The sequence below is a fragment of the Hymenobacter citatus genome, assembly GCF_014333615.1.
In the GTDB taxonomy this organism is placed as follows: Bacteria; Bacteroidota; Bacteroidia; order Cytophagales; family Hymenobacteraceae; genus Hymenobacter; species Hymenobacter citatus.
Genome location: NZ_JACSCY010000008.1, coordinates 172,536 through 188,269, shown reverse-complemented (window position 1 = coordinate 188,269; position 15,734 = coordinate 172,536). Strand labels below are relative to the sequence as shown.

Sequence of the window (15,734 nt, the reverse complement as noted above, 5' to 3'; positions counted from 1 at the left end):
TCCGGTTCTTATTTTTCAGACTCCCCTTCCACCATTCGCGCATCTCTTTGCGCCTCTGCCTGCCCTACCTATGAATATCGGCATTGTTTGTTACCCCACTTTTGGCGGCTCCGGCGTGGTAGCCACCGAGCTAGGTAAAGCCCTGGCGCTAAAGGGTCACCGGGTGCACTTTATCACCTACAGCCAGCCCGTGCGCCTCGATTTTTTCAACGAGAATCTGTTCTACCACGAGGTATACATTCCGCCCTACCCCTTGTTTCAGTTTCCGCCCTACGAGCTGGCGCTAGCGAGCAAGATGGTAGACATTGTGCAGAACGAAAAGCTGGATGTGCTGCACGTGCACTACGCCATTCCGCACGCTTCGGCGGCGTATATGGCCAAGCAGATTCTGCTCACCCGCGGCATTCGGGTGCCGGTAGTAACGACCCTGCACGGCACCGATATTACACTGGTGGGCAAAGACGCCAGCTACGAGCCCGTAGTCACGTTCAGCATCAACCAGAGCGACGGCGTGACGGCCGTATCGGCTGATCTGCGGCGCGAGACCTACGAGTACTTCGCCATCGAAAAGGACATTGAGGTAATTCCGAATTTCATCAACTTGGAGCGCTTCAAGAAACAGAACAAGGAGCACTTCCGGGCGGCCATTGCGCCCAACGGTGAGAAGCTACTCACGCATACATCCAACTTCCGCTCGGTGAAGCGCGTGGAGGACGTGGTGCGCATCTTTGCCGGCGTGCGTGAGCAGATTCCGGTTAAGCTGCTGCTGGTAGGCGACGGTCCCGACCGCCCGCGCATCGAGAAAATTGTGCGGGAGCTGGAGCACCACCAAGACGTGCGCTTCCTGGGCAAGCTGGAAGCCGTGGAGGAAGTTCTGAGCGTGACGGACCTATTCCTAATGCCTTCAGAAAAAGAAAGTTTTGGGCTGGCGGCGCTGGAAGCCATGGCCTGCGAAGTACCGGTGCTGAGCACCAACGCCGGTGGCATTCCCGAGCTGAATATCAACGGCGTGACTGGCACCGTTAGCGAAATCGGCGACGTGCCAGATATGGTGCAGCAAGCCCTATTTATCCTGCGCGACGAAAACCTACCCCGATTCAAGGCAGCCGCCCTAGCCCGCGCCGAGGAGTTTGAGGTAGACAAGATTGTACCCCTGTACGAAGACTGCTACCGCCGCGCCATCAAGGCGCAGCTGGCATCGGTATAGGGTAGGGCATTGTAGAAAGTTTAAAGGAACGTCATGCTGAGCTTGTCGAAGCATCTCGCGTGCTGATGTTGGAGTTACTATCCGCCATCAGCACGCGAGATGCTTCGACAAGCTCAGCATGACGTTCTACTTTTTAGCTTCCACCTGCTTCTACCCCTCCCCTCACAGCAGCAGCTCCCCTACCTCCTGCCAGCTATGCACGCGGCGGTAGCCGGTTTCGTGGATGTTGTGTGGGGCATTAAATAGGATACCCTCGCCCCGGAAACGCTCAAAATTAAAGGCGTTGTCGTCGATGAGATAGTCGGCGTTGAGGATACTTTTGTCGCCGCAGAACACGTAGTTGGGCCACGGGATGAACGGAAAGTGCTGTTGCAGCCAGTCGTATTTGTCGCGGAAGCAGTTGGGAAACTCCATGGCCGCCGTGGCAATAAACAGCTCGTACCGCTCCGATAAGGCACGCAGCACCTGTTGGCTATCTTTGATAATGGGCAGGTCGCGGAAGAAGCCTTCCCGGTTCACGTAGTCGCGGATGATGGGCTGGTGCTCTGGCGCTACAGCCTGATGGGCACTTTTGCCTTGTAGCTGGTCCAGAGTCAGCTCTATTTTATAATCTCGGAGATACCACTCCTGAAAGCGGGCAATGGAGTCGGCAATTACCTCGTCCATATCCACGGCAATGCGTTGTTTGGTCATGCGTTCTGATTATCGGTTACTCCTACGAACAGGTAAACGGCCACTTCGTTTTACTACTCCAGCTCCGCGGCCGGGTCCCAGAACAGCTCCCGAAAGTTTTGCACTTGGTCTTCCACCACCCGCACACCTTCGGCCTCCAGCGCCTCCTGCATGGCGGTGGAAGTAGCGAAGTGCTGCCGGCCCGTGAGCAGCCCCAGCCGGTTGATAACGCGGTGTGCGGGTACCGGTTGGTGAGCCGTATGGGCGGCCATCATGGCCCAGCCTACCATGCGCGCACCGTGGCGGGCACCCAGGTAGTTGGCAATAGCACCGTAGGTCGTTACGCGGCCGGACGGTACCAGGCGCACCACTTCGTGCACGTCCTGAAAGAAATTGCGCTGTGCTTGGGTGGGATTTTTAGGAACGCTCATAGGGTGTAAAAGTACGGGGCAGCATCTAGTAATGAGAGCCAGACCGGTAGTCGGCAACCCATTGCGTTGCAGCAGCACATGTGTTGGAGAAATTAATAACGATCCATATGCTGGACAAATAGCGCACTACACTACAGCACTGGAAAGCGATATAAACAGCCGCTTTCCCAGAAAAAGCCTGCAACTCGCAGGCTTTTTCTGTGTCTTAGCAAGGGTAAGTCGGCAGAGAAGTTGTTTTCCGCTAAACTCTAACGCCCTACCCGTCGTTGTGATGGATTGCCACCCAGCGCCATTCACGCTTACCTATTAGTAATCACGCCTTTATTACATGCAAACGCAGGAGCGAGAGGAAGTAGAAACCACTTCGACAACCAGCCCCGGTCGTCGGATTCTCGGAATTATCATTGTCCTGGCCGTTATAGGCGCGCTGGTTTTTGTGAAGTACAAGTTCTTTCCTTCGCCCGAGGCTGGGGGCAAGGGTAGCAAAGGTGGAGGCAAGGCTGCGGGTAGCAAAACGGCCAGTCGCGTCCCAGTACAGGTATACCCGGTGAAGGCGACCAGCCTTTCCAATGTGGTAGCCGCTACGGGCTCGGTGCTGGCCGATGAGTCGGTGGTGATTCAGAGTGAGATTTCGGGCAAGATTACCAGCCTCAACATCAAGGAAGGCCAACCGGTGAAAAAAGGCCAGTTGCTGTTCACCATCAACGCCGACGAGATTCAGGCCAATTTGAAGCGGCAGGCTTTCAACCTGAAGCTATACCAGGACCAGGAAAAGCGCCAACGCACGCTGCTGGAGAAGGAATATATCAGCGCCCAGGAATACGAGCAAACCAACAACCTGCTGCTTACGGCCCGCGCCGATGAGCAGGCGCTACGTGCTGCCTTGGCCAAAGCCTATGTGCGGGCGCCCTTTAGCGGTGTGCTTGGGCTGACGACTGCCACCGTGGGCACCTACGTAAGCCCCGGCACGCAGATTACGACGCTCTCCCGTATTCGTCCCGTAAAAATCGACTTTGCCGTACCCAGCCGCTTTTCCAATGCCGTGAAGGTAGGCGACCCCGTAACGGTAACCGACGAAGGCACTACCAAAAAATATCGGGCAAAAGTGTATGCCATCAATCCCCAGATTGACCCTGTTTCGCGCACCTTGCAGGTGCGGGCTCTTTACCCCAACGCACAGGATGAGTTGCGCCCTGGCGCTTTCGTGAAGGTTAATCTGGAGCTGGGCGCTACCACCGAGGCTTTGCAGATTCCGACTGAGGCTGTTATTCCGGATGCCAGTGGCTACACGGTGTACGTTGTGAAGGATGGGAAAGCGGAGTCGCGCAAGGTGAAAATCGGCAACCGCTCCACGAAGCTTATTGAAATCACCGAGGGCCTAACCGTGGGCGATTCGCTGATCCGGACGGGTATTCTGCAAATAAAAGCCGGCGACAAGGTAGCCGTGCAAAAATAGAACGACACGCCCCTCCTCAACTGAGAAGGGAATGTTGCCGCTTCAGCGGCAACTGAGGTGGTTGGCTCGTTGCTGATGTTGTTAACGTCGCACGAACAACTACCAAACAGATAATCATATAGTTAGTACTGTTTTATAAACAACATCAGCAACGAGCCAACCATCCCAGCTTTGGCTAACGCCAAAGCATCCCCGTCTCAACTGAGGAGGGGAGTTGTCGTTCTTTCTACTTCCCTCCACCCATGAGTTTATCTTCCACCAGCATCAACCGCCCGGTTTTGGCCATTGTGATGAGCTTGCTCATCGTGATTTTTGGCGTCATCGGGTTTCGCTACCTCAGCATTCGGGAATATCCGAGCGTCGACCCGCCGTTTATTTCGGTGTCGACCACCTATACCGGCGCGTCGGCCGACGTGATTCAGTCGCAGATTACGGAGCCGCTGGAGGAGGGTATCAACGGCATTGCGGGTATCCGCAACCTAACCTCTACCTCCCGCGACGGCCGCTCCCAGATCAGCGTGGAGTTTGATCTGGACGCCAACCTGGAAGCCGCCGCCAACGACGTGCGCGACAAGGTATCGGCGGCCCAGCGGCGCCTCCCCGACGACGTGGACCCGCCCACGGTGAGCAAGGCCAACGCCGACTCGCAACCCATTGTGCTGGTGTACCTGAGCAGCAGCAAGCGCAGCCTGCTAGAGCTGACCGACTACGCCAACAACGTGCTGCGCGAACGGCTGCAAACCATTCCCGGCGTGAGTGAAGTGCGGGTGTGGGGCGAGCGAAAATACTCGATGCGCCTGTGGCTAGACCCCGTGAAGATGGCCGCACTGGGCATCTCGCCGGTGGACGTGCAAACGGCCCTGCGCCGCGAAAACGTGGAGCTGCCCGGCGGTGCTGTGCAGGGCGAAGCCACTCAGCTCACACTGCGCACTATGGGCCGCCTGTACTCGGTGGAGGACTTCAACAACCTGATTCTTCGTAACGACCCCACCGCGCTGGTGCGGCTGTCTGACGTGGGCACGGCCGAGCTCTACCCCGAAAACGATCAGTCGTCGTTGGCGCGCAACGGCTTTCCGATGGTAGGCATCAACGCCGTGCCGCAGCCGGGCTCCAACCAGATTGAAATTGCCAACGAGTTCAACCGGCGCATTGAGCAGTATAAGAAGGACTTGCCCGAAGACTTGAAGCTGAGCACCGGTTTTGATAACTCGGTGTTTATCCGGGCTTCTATTGGCGAGGTAGAGCACACCATTATTGAGGCCTTCGTGCTGGTAGTAGTGGTGATTTTTCTGTTCCTGCGCGACTTCCGCTCCACTATTATTCCGGTGGTGGCTATTCCGGTATCCTTGGTGGGTATTTTCTTTATTATGTACCTGCTGGACTTCTCTATCAACGTGCTCACGCTGTTGGCCATCGTACTGGCCATCAGCCTGGTAGTAGACGACGCCATTGTGGTATTGGAAAATATCTACTCGCGTATTGAAGCCGGCGACGACCCGCGGGAAGCGGCCATTAAGGGCTCGGAGGAGATTCTGATGGCCGTGGTATCGACCACGGTGGTGTTGGCCGCGGTGTTCCTACCCGTTATCTTCTTGGAAGGCATCACAGGGCGCTTGTTCCGCGAGTTTGGAATTGTACTGGCGGGCTCGGTACTGATATCGGCCTTTGTGTCGCTCACACTCACGCCCATGATGTGCTCGCAGATTCTGAAGCGGCAGGAAACGCACAACTGGTTTTACCGCAAAACGGAGCCCTTCTTCGAGCGCCTGACCACCGGCTACCGCCATAGCCTGGAAGCCTTTCTGCGCAACCGCTACTGGGCCTGGCTGATGGTGGTAGGCACGGGGGTAGGCATTTGGTTCTTTATGGGCGCCCTACCCTCCGAGCTGGCTCCAATAGAAGACCGGAACCGCATCAACGTGAATGCCACTGGCCCTGAGGGCGCGTCGTTCGAATACATGACCGCCTACATGGATCGGCTCACAAGAATGATTATTGACTCGGTGGGCACTGAAAACCTGGACAATGTGCTGACTGTAACGGCTCCGAGCGGTGGCGGCGGCGCGGGTGTTGTAAACACAGGTATTGCCCGCATTCTGCTGGTGGATGCCGAAAACCGCCCCATGAGTCAGCAACAATTGGCTGATAAGTTGACCCTCAGCGTGAAGCAGCTTACCAATGGCCGCACCTCTGTATCGCAGGACCAGAGCATTGGCAACAGCGGCGGGGGCTTGCCAGTGCAATTTGTACTGCAAACCCAGAACTTCGAGAAGCTGCGCGATGCTGTGCCTAAGTTCCTGGATGCAGCTCGTCAGGACCCTACCTTCAGCTTTGTGGATGTGAACCTGAAGTTCAGCAAGCCTGAGTTGCGCGTGATTATTGACCGCGAGAAGGCACAAAGTTTAGGCGTGTCGGTGCAGGATATTTCGCAAACCTTGCAGGCCGGCCTGAGCGGGGCGCGCTACGGCTACTTCATCAAAGACAGCAAGCAGTATCAGATTATTGGGCAAGTGGCGCGCGAAGACCGCAATCAGCCACTGGATGTGCGCACGCTCTACGTGAAAAACCGTGAGGGCAAGCTCATCCAGCTCGACAACGTGATTCGGCTAGAAGAGCAGAGCACGCCGCCCCAACTCTACCGCTTCAACCGCTACAATGCGGCCACTATATCGGCGGCGCTCAGCCCCAACAAAACTCTGGGCGACGGCATTGCCGCCATGCGCCGCATTGCCGATAAAACCCTGGACGACTCCTTTAGCACGGCCCTGTCGGGTGCCTCGCGCGACTTTGAGGAAAGCTCCTCGTCGCTGCTGTTTGCCTTTGGGCTGGCCTTGGTACTGATCTACCTGATTCTGGCCGCGCAGTTTGAAAGCTTCCGCGACCCGGGCATTATCATGATTACGGTGCCGCTGGCACTGGCAGGCGCGCTGCTGAGCTTGTGGTATTTCAACCAGACCCTCAACCTGTTCTCGCAAATCGGCATCATCATGCTGGTAGGGCTGGTGACGAAGAACGGTATCCTGATTGTGGAGTTTGCCAACCAGCGCGTGGAGCACGGCCTCGACTACATGACGGGCTTGGTGGAAGGTGCCACGGCCCGCTTCCGTCCTATTCTGATGACCTCGCTGTGCGCCGTGCTGGGTATTTTGCCCATTGCCGTAGCCACGGGTGCGGGCGCGTTTAGCCGCCGGGCCATGGGCATTGGGGTAGTAGGCGGCTTGCTGTTTGCTACCATCCTTACGCTGTACGTGGTGCCGGTGATGTACTCCTACTTTGCTACGGCAAAAAAGCACAAGCCCACGTCGGGCGCCGACACCTCGCAAGACCAACCCCTACCTACAGAGCAGCGCGAGCTGCAACCGGCGTAATTATTCAAATAAACCGTCATGCTGAGCTTGTCGAAGCATCTCTACCGGGAGTAATTTCAATCAACAGAATTACTCCTGGTAGAGATGCTTCGACAAGCTCAGCATGACGGGCATCCGTTCCTCCCCGCCTAGTCTGCCCCGCATGTTTTCTGCTACCCGTTTCTGCTTTTTTCTTACCTCCTGTTTCCTGTTGAGTGGCGTAGCGGTGGCGCAGCAGCTTCCCAAGCCCGAAGCCAAGCCCCAAACCGAAAAGCCGGCTACCGTGGTGCCTGCCCCGCCGCTTTCCCTGGAAGAAGCTCTGCGCATGGGCTTACAAAGCAACTACGGCATCTTGCTGGCCCGGCGCGACGAGGAAATTGCCAGCAACAACGTAACCCGTGGCAACGCAGGCCAACTGCCCGTTATCAGTGGCAACGCCCTGCGCACGTTCAACGTCAACAATTCCCGCCAGCAGCTCAACAACAACGACCCGCGCGTGGTACGTGGCGGCAAGGCCAATGCCCTGGCGGCCACGGCCAACCTGAACTGGACGATTTTTGATGGCCTCGGGATGTTTATTGCCCTGGACCGCTTGCGCACGCTGGAGCAGTTTCAGCGGGAGGTGACGCGCACGACGGTGGAGCAAACCATTGCCGATATCACCGACGCCTACTACGCCGTGGTGCGCGAGTCGGGCAAGATTAAGTCGCTGGAAGAAGCCCTGAACATCGGGCAGGCGCGCATCGACCTGACCCAAGCGCAGGTAGACGTGGGCCTCACGGCTAAGGTGAATCTACTCACGGCGCAGGTGGACTTCAATGCCGACCGCTCCCTGCTCATTCAGCAGCAGGAGCTATTGGCTACGGCCAAAATCAACTTGAACAACCTGCTGAGCCGGGCGCCCAACGTCGATTTTCAGCCTACCGACTCGATTGTGGTAGCCCGCGGCCTCAACCACGATGCTATTGCCCAGGCCGTGCGCCAGCGCAACCCGCGCTTGCAACAGGCCCAACTGAATACCAGCGTGGCTACCTACGACCGCCGCCTGATTCGGGCCAGCCGCTACCCTACCCTGTCGCTTACGGGTAGCTACGGCCTCACGCGCAACATCAACAACGCCATCTTTATCAACACGCAACAAGGTAGTTTTTTGGGGTCCAACGTGAGCCGCGTGTATGGTCCTGGCTACGGTGTGCAGGCCTCCATCCCGATTTTTGACGGCTTCAACCGCACGCGCCTGGAACAGAACGCCCGCGTGACGGAACTCCAAACCAAGCTCCAGCTCGATCAAACCCAATTGCAGCTCGATGCGGAGCTGGAGCAAGCCTACGTGCGCTATCAGAACCGCTTGCAGCTGTTGCAGCTGGAAGAAGACAATATCAAGCTGGCACGCCAAAACGTGGCTATTGCCCTGGAGCGCTACCGTCTGGGTCTGCTCACGCCCCTGGACCTGCGCGTGGCCCAAAACACCCAGCTCGCCGCCGAAGTACGCCTCCTCGACATCCGCTACGACGCCAAACAAGCCGAAACCGCCCTGCGGCGTTTGAGCAGTGGCTTGGTGCAGGGGGAGTAGTTTAGGGTAGAAAGGTAGGAGGGTGTGGGGGTAGGAAGAAAAAAGCGCGTGTCATCCTGAGCTTGCGAAGGACCTTATCACGTCAGAACGATATTCGTCACAACGACTCGTTCAACTGGCATAAGGTCCTTCGCAAGCTCAGGATGACACACGCTTTTTTCTTCCTACCCTCACACCCTCACACCCTCCTACCCTACTTCATCGCTCGCAAATCGGCTAGGGCCGCTTCGGTTTGCTCTATTTTCTTTTTTTCGTCTTCGTCGGCGGGCTTTTGGGGCGGGGTGTTGGAGAAGAACGCCAGGATGCTCTGGCGCAGCTCGGGGGTCATGCCTTCAAACTTCTTGTCGTGCAGCTTGCGGAGTAGCTCGCCGTAGGTTTCGTCGGCCAGCGGGTACTCGCCTAGCTTGGTGGCGTGGCCCGTGTCGAAGTCATAGTTGGGGAGGTCGGGATTTTGCTCGGCGGCCAGCGTTTTGGTTTTCGTCAGCACTTTGCAGTAGTCCTCCATCACTTGCTGAAAGCTTTCCTTGAAAAACTTCTGCGCCTCGGGGGTGGGCAGCTTGAAGGCAAAGGGCCGGAGCGGGCCAATTTTGGGCAGCACCTGAATGGCTTTTGACAGAATTTTGGCCCCGAAGCCCGGCTTGTCGAAATCAGTGGTGCCGAACTCGCGGCGATATTCGCGCTGGTTCACGCGGTACACGTAGTCGCGGCGACGGGCGCGTTTGTCCAGCTTCTTGATATTCTTGCGCTCGGCATGCCAGGCCGCCCGCGAGGCCGTCGGAATCAGCTGCATCACCGAGAAGCGGTAGGCGCTGATGCTTAGGTCTACGTTGAATACAATCTGGCCCAGCTCCAGGCCGTAGGTTTTCTGGAAAGCCCGCTCTAGCAGGTCTTTATCCACCTTGAAGCCGATAAAATCGTGGTACTTATCGGAGCGGTAGCGCCCAGCGGCTAGCTGCACCACATCAAAGGCAAACTCCAGCTGCGTGTGTTGAATGGGCGCCTGCTCGTAGGTGATGTAATTGCCAAACTCAGCCGCCAGCTTGGGGTACACCGAGGGCATGGCGCGGTTGGTGCCTTCGGAATGGCCTTTAATATCGGCCACATAGTGGGCCAGCGCGCCCAGGGCAAAGGCGTACTCCTCCCGGTCGTGGGCCTCGTTCAGCATATTTTGCACAAAGTCACCGCTGCGCACGTAGTGCGCCAAATTGGTGAATAGCTTGGAGCCGAACGGGTAGTAGCCCATATCTTGAATAATGGACCCGCCGTAGGCATACGCCTTGGCCGATTTCCACTCCTCCGGGGTAGCGCCAGGGTAGCGCTTAGCCAGCAGCGGCACCAGGCAGCGCCGCCACACCGAGTCGACGTTGGCTTGGTGCGTGAGCACCGAATACGCAGCGGCGGAGGATGGCCACCACAGCAATAACAGCAGCAGGCTGCCCAGGAACAGGATTTTTTGCATAGTAGCAGTTTCCCAAGAGCAATGAGCCGTGGGGTAGAGTGCACCTACGCAAAAGTTGCACTGAAGTTGGTACTACTCTTTGAAATAGTGTTCAGCTCGATGGCGAATTACTGGAACCGCTGCCTGCGTTGGCACCCAACTTAAGCCAATTCTAAGGATACCTCCCCACACAAACGGGCTTTCTGCCGTACCTTTGCTCGCATGAAATCCGTGCTGGCTTTCTTTCTAGCGTTCTTGATGCTCGCGGGCAGCCTGATTCCGCAAAATGATTTGTCGGAACTGACGAAGCTGCCCGAGCTGCTGGACCACTACCAATACCACCACACCGTGGCAGGTGGCAGCCTGTCGCTGAGCGAGTTTCTGGTGCTGCACTACAGCCCCAATACCACGCACTACCTGCACGCGCACTCGGCCCAGCACAACATTGAGCACCAAAAGCTGCCGCTGCACAGCCACCACGACTGCGTGATGGCGGCCTACGTGCTGCCGGCCCGGCCCGTGGTAGTGCCCTTGCGCGTACACTGGCCCGCGCCGGCTCATCGCGTCAGCGAAGCCACGTCGTATGCCTTCAGCTTTAGCAGGGCGCTATTGCAACCACCACGGGCCTAAGTGGGTAGGGGCGGCTTGCAGCCGCTCGCAGGACTATTGGGTGCCGTTGCTAGTATTCGGCACACCGTTCATACTAGGAAGCAGCTACTTGCTGACAGGCTGCCTATTTCTGACGGATCACTAGTCCTAGCCCTACCCTACCCCGCGGGCGGCTGCAAGTCGCCCCTACCCCAGCCGGTTCATGTGGCCGGTCAGCCTCCCCTCTCCTTCTAAAACCAACCCGGCTACCCGTGGCCGCGCCTGCCGTATGCGGTAAGCGCGCCGGGGCTAGGTCGTATTCCGGCGAAGCGCGGCTTTGCCTATTTGCTCATGCTCTCCCGAATTATTGCCCTAAGTATCCGCAACAAGCTCCTTGTTGCTCTGATGCTGCTTGCCCTGGTGGCTTGGGGCGGCTACGCGGCCACTACCCTGCCGCTGGATGCCATCCCCGACGTCACCAACAACCAGGTCCAGGTCATCACCCAGTCGCCGGCGCTGGCGGCGCAGGAGGTGGAGCAGTTGCTCACCATTCCGCTGGAATTGCAGCTGCGCACCATCCCCAACGTGCGTGAAATTCGCTCTATTTCGCGCTTTGGCCTCTCCGTTATCACGGTGGTGTTTGAGGAAGACGTGGACACCTACCTCACGCGCCAGCTGGTGGCCGAGAAGCTCACCACGGCCCAGGCCGACCTGGGCGCGGGGCTAGGCACGCCTACTATGGCGCCCATCACCACGGGCTTGGGCGAGATTTTTCAGTATTCACTGGAAGTCGACCCCAAGTACAAAGGCCAGTACTCCCTCTCGGCCCTGCGCGACATGCAGGACTGGATTGTGAAGCGCCAGCTATCCGGCACGCCGGGCGTGGTAGATGTGAGCAGCTTCGGCGGCTACGTGCGCCAGTACGAGGTGAGTGTGAACCCCGAGCGGCTGGCCTCGGCCGGCGTGAGTCTGCCCGAGCTGATGCAGGCCTTGCAAACCGGCAACGGCAACACCGGCGGCAGCTACCTGGAGCGCGGCCCCAATGCCTACTTCATCCGCGGCGAGGGTAGGGTAGAATCCCTGGACGACATCCGGCAGATTGTGGTGAAGCAAGTGGGCAGCGTGCCCCTGCTGGTAGGCGACGTGACGACCGTGCAGTTTGGCCACGCCGTGCGCTACGGCGCCATGACGCGCAACGGCCAGGGCGAGGCCGTGGGCGGTATTGTGCTGATGCTGAAGGGCGCCAGCTCCGAGGCCACCATCAAAAACGTGAAGGAGCGGGTGGCGCAGATCGAAAAAGCCCTACCCGCCGGCGTGCGCGTGCTCCCCTTCCTCGACCGCACCAAACTCATTGACAAAGCCATTCACACGGTCAGCAAAAACCTGCTGGAAGGCGGCGTCATCGTGATAATTGTGCTGCTGGTGCTGCTGGGCAACCTGCGCGCTGGCCTGGTGGTGGCGGCCATGATTCCCTTGTGCATGCTGTTTGCGCTGGCCATGATGAAGGTGTTCGGCGTATCGGCCAACCTGATGAGCCTCGGCGCGCTGGACTTCGGGCTGATTGTGGACGGGGCCGTGATTATTGTGGAGGCTATGATTTTTCACCTAGTGCACGAGCGGCAGCGGGCCGCCAACGAGACCATGGACCAGGTGGCCCAAACCGCCGCCACGCGCCTGATGCGCTCGGCCTTGTTCGGGCAGCTCATCATTCTGATTGTGTACTTCCCCATCCTGTCGCTGACTGGGGTAGAGGGCAAGATGTTCCGCCCCATGGCCCTCACGGTGAGCTTTGCCATCATCGGAGCCATGATTCTGTGCCTCACCTACGTGCCGGCCGTAGCCGCCTGGGCCTTGCGCAAAGACATTAAGGAGGAAGGCACCCTGGCCGACCGCATCATGAGCACCCTGCACCGCGGCTACGACCCCATCATCCGGGGGGCGTTGCGCATCCGGCCTATTGTGGTGGGCGCGGCGGTGGCCTTGCTGGTGGGGGCCGTGGCTATTTTCCTGAAAATGGGCGGTGAGTTTATTCCGCAGCTCGATGAGGGCGACTTTGCCGTAAACGTGACGCTGGCGCCGGGCTCGTCACTGGACCAGAGCATCAAAACCACCACCAAAGTGCAGAAAACCCTACTGCGCGAGTTTCCTGAAATTCAGCAGATTGTGGGCAAAATCGGCACGTCCGAAATCCCTACCGACCCTATGTCGCTGGAAGACTCCGACCAGATTGTGATTCTGAAAAATCAGGAAGAATGGACCTCGGCGCACTCGCGCGAGGGGCTGGCGGAGAAGATGCAGGAGGCGCTGGCTGGTATTCCGGGCATCAACCTGGAGTTTCAGCAACCCATTCAGATGCGGTTTAATGAGCTGATTTCGGGCGTGAAGTCGGATATCAGCATCAAAATTTACGGCGATGACCTAGAAGTACTATACGAAAAGGCCAACCAGGCCGCCGCGCTCATCCGGCCCCTGGCGGGGGTAGGCGACCTGAAGGTGGAGCAGATTGTGGGCCTGCCGCAGATGCGCGTGACCTACGACCGCGCTAAGTTGGCCCGCTACGGGCTGCGCGTGGAAGACCTGAACACGCTGCTGCGCGCCTCCTTCGCGGGCGACGTGGCCGGGCAGGTATACGAAAAGGAGCGCCGCTACGACCTGGTCGTGCGCCTCGACTCGGCCCGGCGCACCAGCCTCGCCGACCTGCGCCGCCTTTACGTGGACCTGCCCAACGGCCAGAAAATTCCGCTGGAAGAGGTGGCCCAGGTGCAATACCGCAACGCCCCTACCCAAATCTCCCGCGACGACGCCCAGCGCCGCATCAACATTGGCGTGAACGTGCGCAACCGCGACATTCAGAGTCTGGTGGAGGAAATTCAGCAGAAGATTCAGCAGGGCGTGAAGCTGCCCACGGGCTACACGGTGGTATACGGGGGCGAGTTTGAGAATTTGCAGCGTGCCAAGGCCCGCCTCACCATTGCCGTGCCGGTGTCATTGCTCCTGATTTTTACGCTGCTCTACCTGTCGTTCAGTTCCATGAAGCAGGCGGCTCTCATTTTCACGGGCATTCCGCTGGCGGCTATTGGCGGCGTGCTGGCCCTGTGGCTGCGCGGGATGCCGTTCAGTATCTCGGCGGGGGTAGGGTTTATTGCGCTGTTTGGGGTGGCCGTACTCAATGGGATTGTGCTGGTCGCCAGCCTAAACGAGCTGGCCGCCGAGGGTGTGCACGACGTGCGCGAACGGGTTCTGCGTGCTACTGCCGAGCGTTTCCGGCCAGTGCTGCTCACGGCGGCGGTGGCCTCGCTGGGCTTCCTGCCCATGGCCCTGTCTACCTCAGCCGGCGCGGAGGTACAGAAACCGTTGGCTACGGTGGTGATTGGGGGCTTGATTTCGGCTACCCTGCTCACGCTGGTAGTGCTGCCGGTGCTCTACACCTATTTCACCAAAGATGGCGAGCCGAGCCCTACGGCCGAAGCCGAAGAAGCGGCTGAGAAGCAGCAAGAGGAAGCGCAGCAAGCCGAGGAAGAGCTGAAACACCATCATAAACCGGCCCCGGAAACGCCACGCATCGGACCAGCTACTACTTTATTGATGATGCTGGTCGCGTTGACAGGTTTGCTCCTACCCCGCGCGGCCGCGGCCCAAAACACGCTGGGTAGCACAGCCGGGCAAACCGCCGTGGCGCCGCCTACCGGGCCGCTGTCGGTGGGGCAGGCGTTGCAGGCAGGGTTGGGGCAGAGTCTGCTGGTGCAGTCGGCGGCGCTAGAGGTGCGCCGGCAGCAGGCCCTGAACCGCTCCGGCTACGACGTGCCGCGCACGGTGCTGGACTACCAGCGCGGACAGATTTCGGATGCTTCCACCGACCAGAGCTTCAACATCATCCAGCAAACGGCCTTCCCTACCCTCTACGCAGCTCAGAAGCGCCTGCTCGAAAACCAGACGGGTGCCGCCGAGCAGCGTGCCCGCACCCAACGCCGCGAGTTAACCCGCGTCATCCGTACTGACTACTACGATTTGCTGATTGCTTACCGTCGCGTGCAGCTGTTGCGCCGCCAGGATAGCCTCTACCGCCGCGCCGCCCACGCCGCCCGCATCCGCTACCAGGTAGGCGAAACCAACCGCCTGGAGCAGGTGGCCGCCGAGGCCCGGATGCTGGAGTTGCAAAACCAGCTGCTCACCCTGCTCACCGATGTGCAGGTGCAGCGCCAGCAACTGGGCGTGCTGCTGGGCTACCCTACCCCCGTGGATGTGGATACCGCGGCCAGCGTGGTAGCCACCATCAACCCCGCCGACACCGTGGCCCTCTCGCCCGATGCCAACCCTACCCTGGGCCTGCTGCGGCAGGAGGTAACCATCAGTCAGCAACAAACCAAGGTGGAGAAGCTGCGCCGCCTGCCTGATTTGCGGGTGGGTTATTTCAATCAGAGTATCAGCCGGGTAGGCGGCTACCAGGTGGCACAGGCGGGCGTGGCGGTGCCGCTGCTGGGCGGGGTCCAAAAGGCGCGCATTGCCGCAGCCCGATTAGGCGAGCAGTATGCTACCAACCAGCTCAACTACTACACTGTGCAGCTTAATAGCCAACTACGCACCCTGCGCCAGCAGTTGGCCCGCGCCCGCGCCTCCCTGCGCTACTACGAAACCGTGGCCCTACCCCAGGCCCGCCTAGTGCTGAGCACGGCCGAGAAAAGCTTCCGCGCCGGCGATGTGGAGTACGTGACCTACGTGGTGAATACCGAGCCCGCCTGGCAAATCCAACAAGCCTACCTCGACCAGGTGAGCCGCTACAACCAACTGCTATTCCAGCTCCAGGCCCTCACGGGCACGGAGGAATAGCAGGCCGTACGCCCTCGCTCGACTGTGCCGAGTGAGCTTTATGCTTGAGGGGCTCTGCCCCGAATCCGTCTGCACCGCTTGTACGAAGCTGCGTGCGTGGCGCAGATGGAGCAGACGCACGCAGCAAAGCTGCTGGAGCATAGTCCTCACTCGGCACAGCCGAGCGAGGGCGTACGGCCTAAACAGATTTCCTTT

General features: G+C 59.0%; 9 protein-coding genes. 6 read left to right on the top strand and 3 right to left on the bottom strand.

All coding sequences use genetic code 11. The annotated features are described in order from the left end of the window. The first annotated feature begins 70 nt into the window (after positions 1-70). Complete coding sequence (bshA, locus tag H8B15_RS12280; protein ID WP_187319983.1) at positions 71-1,207, top strand: N-acetyl-alpha-D-glucosaminyl L-malate synthase BshA; 1,137 nt, start codon at positions 71-73, stop codon at positions 1,205-1,207. A gap of 162 nt (positions 1,208-1,369) precedes the next feature. On the opposite strand, the gene H8B15_RS12275 is transcribed toward bshA, so the two are convergent. Both H8B15_RS12275 and H8B15_RS12270 read right to left on the bottom strand, forming a co-directional pair. Then, positions 1,370-1,900: a 5' nucleotidase, NT5C type gene (locus H8B15_RS12275; RefSeq protein ID WP_187319982.1), complete on the bottom strand. Its 531-nt coding sequence runs from the start codon at positions 1,898-1,900 to the stop codon at positions 1,370-1,372. A 53-nt stretch (positions 1,901-1,953) separates the two neighbouring features. Continuing rightward, positions 1,954-2,310: an MGMT family protein gene (locus H8B15_RS12270; protein WP_187319981.1), complete on the bottom strand. Its 357-nt coding sequence runs from the start codon at positions 2,308-2,310 to the stop codon at positions 1,954-1,956. 328 nt (positions 2,311-2,638) lie between these two features. Here H8B15_RS12270 and H8B15_RS12265 point away from each other — a divergent pair, with 328 nt between their 5' ends. The 3 genes from H8B15_RS12265 (at position 2,639) to H8B15_RS12255 (ending at position 8,686) form a co-directional block, all read left to right on the top strand. Then, the gene (locus H8B15_RS12265) at positions 2,639-3,766 is read left to right on the top strand and encodes an efflux RND transporter periplasmic adaptor subunit (RefSeq protein WP_187319980.1); all 1,128 of its coding nucleotides are present in this window, start codon (positions 2,639-2,641) and stop codon (positions 3,764-3,766) included. A 242-nt stretch (positions 3,767-4,008) separates the two neighbouring features. Beyond that, positions 4,009-7,134, top strand: a complete 3,126-nt coding sequence (locus tag H8B15_RS12260) for an efflux RND transporter permease subunit (RefSeq protein WP_187319979.1) — start codon at positions 4,009-4,011, stop codon at positions 7,132-7,134. A 142-nt stretch (positions 7,135-7,276) separates the two neighbouring features. After that, positions 7,277-8,686, top strand: a complete 1,410-nt coding sequence (locus H8B15_RS12255) for a TolC family protein (RefSeq protein ID WP_187319978.1) — start codon at positions 7,277-7,279, stop codon at positions 8,684-8,686. A gap of 193 nt (positions 8,687-8,879) precedes the next feature. Here H8B15_RS12255 and H8B15_RS12250 read toward each other — a convergent pair whose 3' ends face one another. After that, positions 8,880-10,145, bottom strand: coding sequence for a zinc dependent phospholipase C family protein (locus tag H8B15_RS12250; RefSeq protein WP_187319977.1), 1,266 nt, complete (start codon positions 10,143-10,145; stop codon positions 8,880-8,882). Positions 10,146-10,346: 201 nt separating this feature from the next. Here H8B15_RS12250 and H8B15_RS12245 point away from each other — a divergent pair, with 201 nt between their 5' ends. Both H8B15_RS12245 and H8B15_RS12240 read left to right on the top strand, forming a co-directional pair. Beyond that, the gene (locus H8B15_RS12245; RefSeq protein ID WP_187319976.1) at positions 10,347-10,754 is read left to right on the top strand and encodes a hypothetical protein; all 408 of its coding nucleotides are present in this window, start codon (positions 10,347-10,349) and stop codon (positions 10,752-10,754) included. Between the two features lie 309 nt (positions 10,755-11,063). Further along, positions 11,064-15,539 (top strand): CusA/CzcA family heavy metal efflux RND transporter, encoded by a 4,476-nt coding sequence (locus tag H8B15_RS12240; protein WP_187319975.1) that lies wholly within the window; start codon positions 11,064-11,066, stop codon positions 15,537-15,539. The last annotated feature ends 195 nt before the right edge of the window (positions 15,540-15,734 follow it).

What these genes read in the sequence shown, in the direction of transcription:
- bshA (WP_187319983.1), top strand. Translation starts at nt 71, where the DNA reads ATGAATATCGGCATTGTTTGTTACCCCACTTTTGGCGGCTCCGGCGTG.
- H8B15_RS12255 (WP_187319978.1), top strand. Translation starts at nt 7,277, where the DNA reads ATGTTTTCTGCTACCCGTTTCTGCTTTTTTCTTACCTCCTGTTTCCTG.
- H8B15_RS12240 (WP_187319975.1), top strand. Translation starts at nt 11,064, where the DNA reads ATGCTCTCCCGAATTATTGCCCTAAGTATCCGCAACAAGCTCCTTGTT.
- H8B15_RS12245 (WP_187319976.1), top strand. Translation starts at nt 10,347, where the DNA reads ATGAAATCCGTGCTGGCTTTCTTTCTAGCGTTCTTGATGCTCGCGGGC.
- H8B15_RS12275 (WP_187319982.1), bottom strand. Translation starts at nt 1,900, where the DNA reads ATGACCAAACAACGCATTGCCGTGGATATGGACGAGGTAATTGCCGAC.
- H8B15_RS12270 (WP_187319981.1), bottom strand. Translation starts at nt 2,310, where the DNA reads ATGAGCGTTCCTAAAAATCCCACCCAAGCACAGCGCAATTTCTTTCAG.
- H8B15_RS12265 (WP_187319980.1), top strand. Translation starts at nt 2,639, where the DNA reads ATGCAAACGCAGGAGCGAGAGGAAGTAGAAACCACTTCGACAACCAGC.
- H8B15_RS12250 (WP_187319977.1), bottom strand. Translation starts at nt 10,145, where the DNA reads ATGCAAAAAATCCTGTTCCTGGGCAGCCTGCTGCTGTTATTGCTGTGG.
- H8B15_RS12260 (WP_187319979.1), top strand. Translation starts at nt 4,009, where the DNA reads ATGAGTTTATCTTCCACCAGCATCAACCGCCCGGTTTTGGCCATTGTG.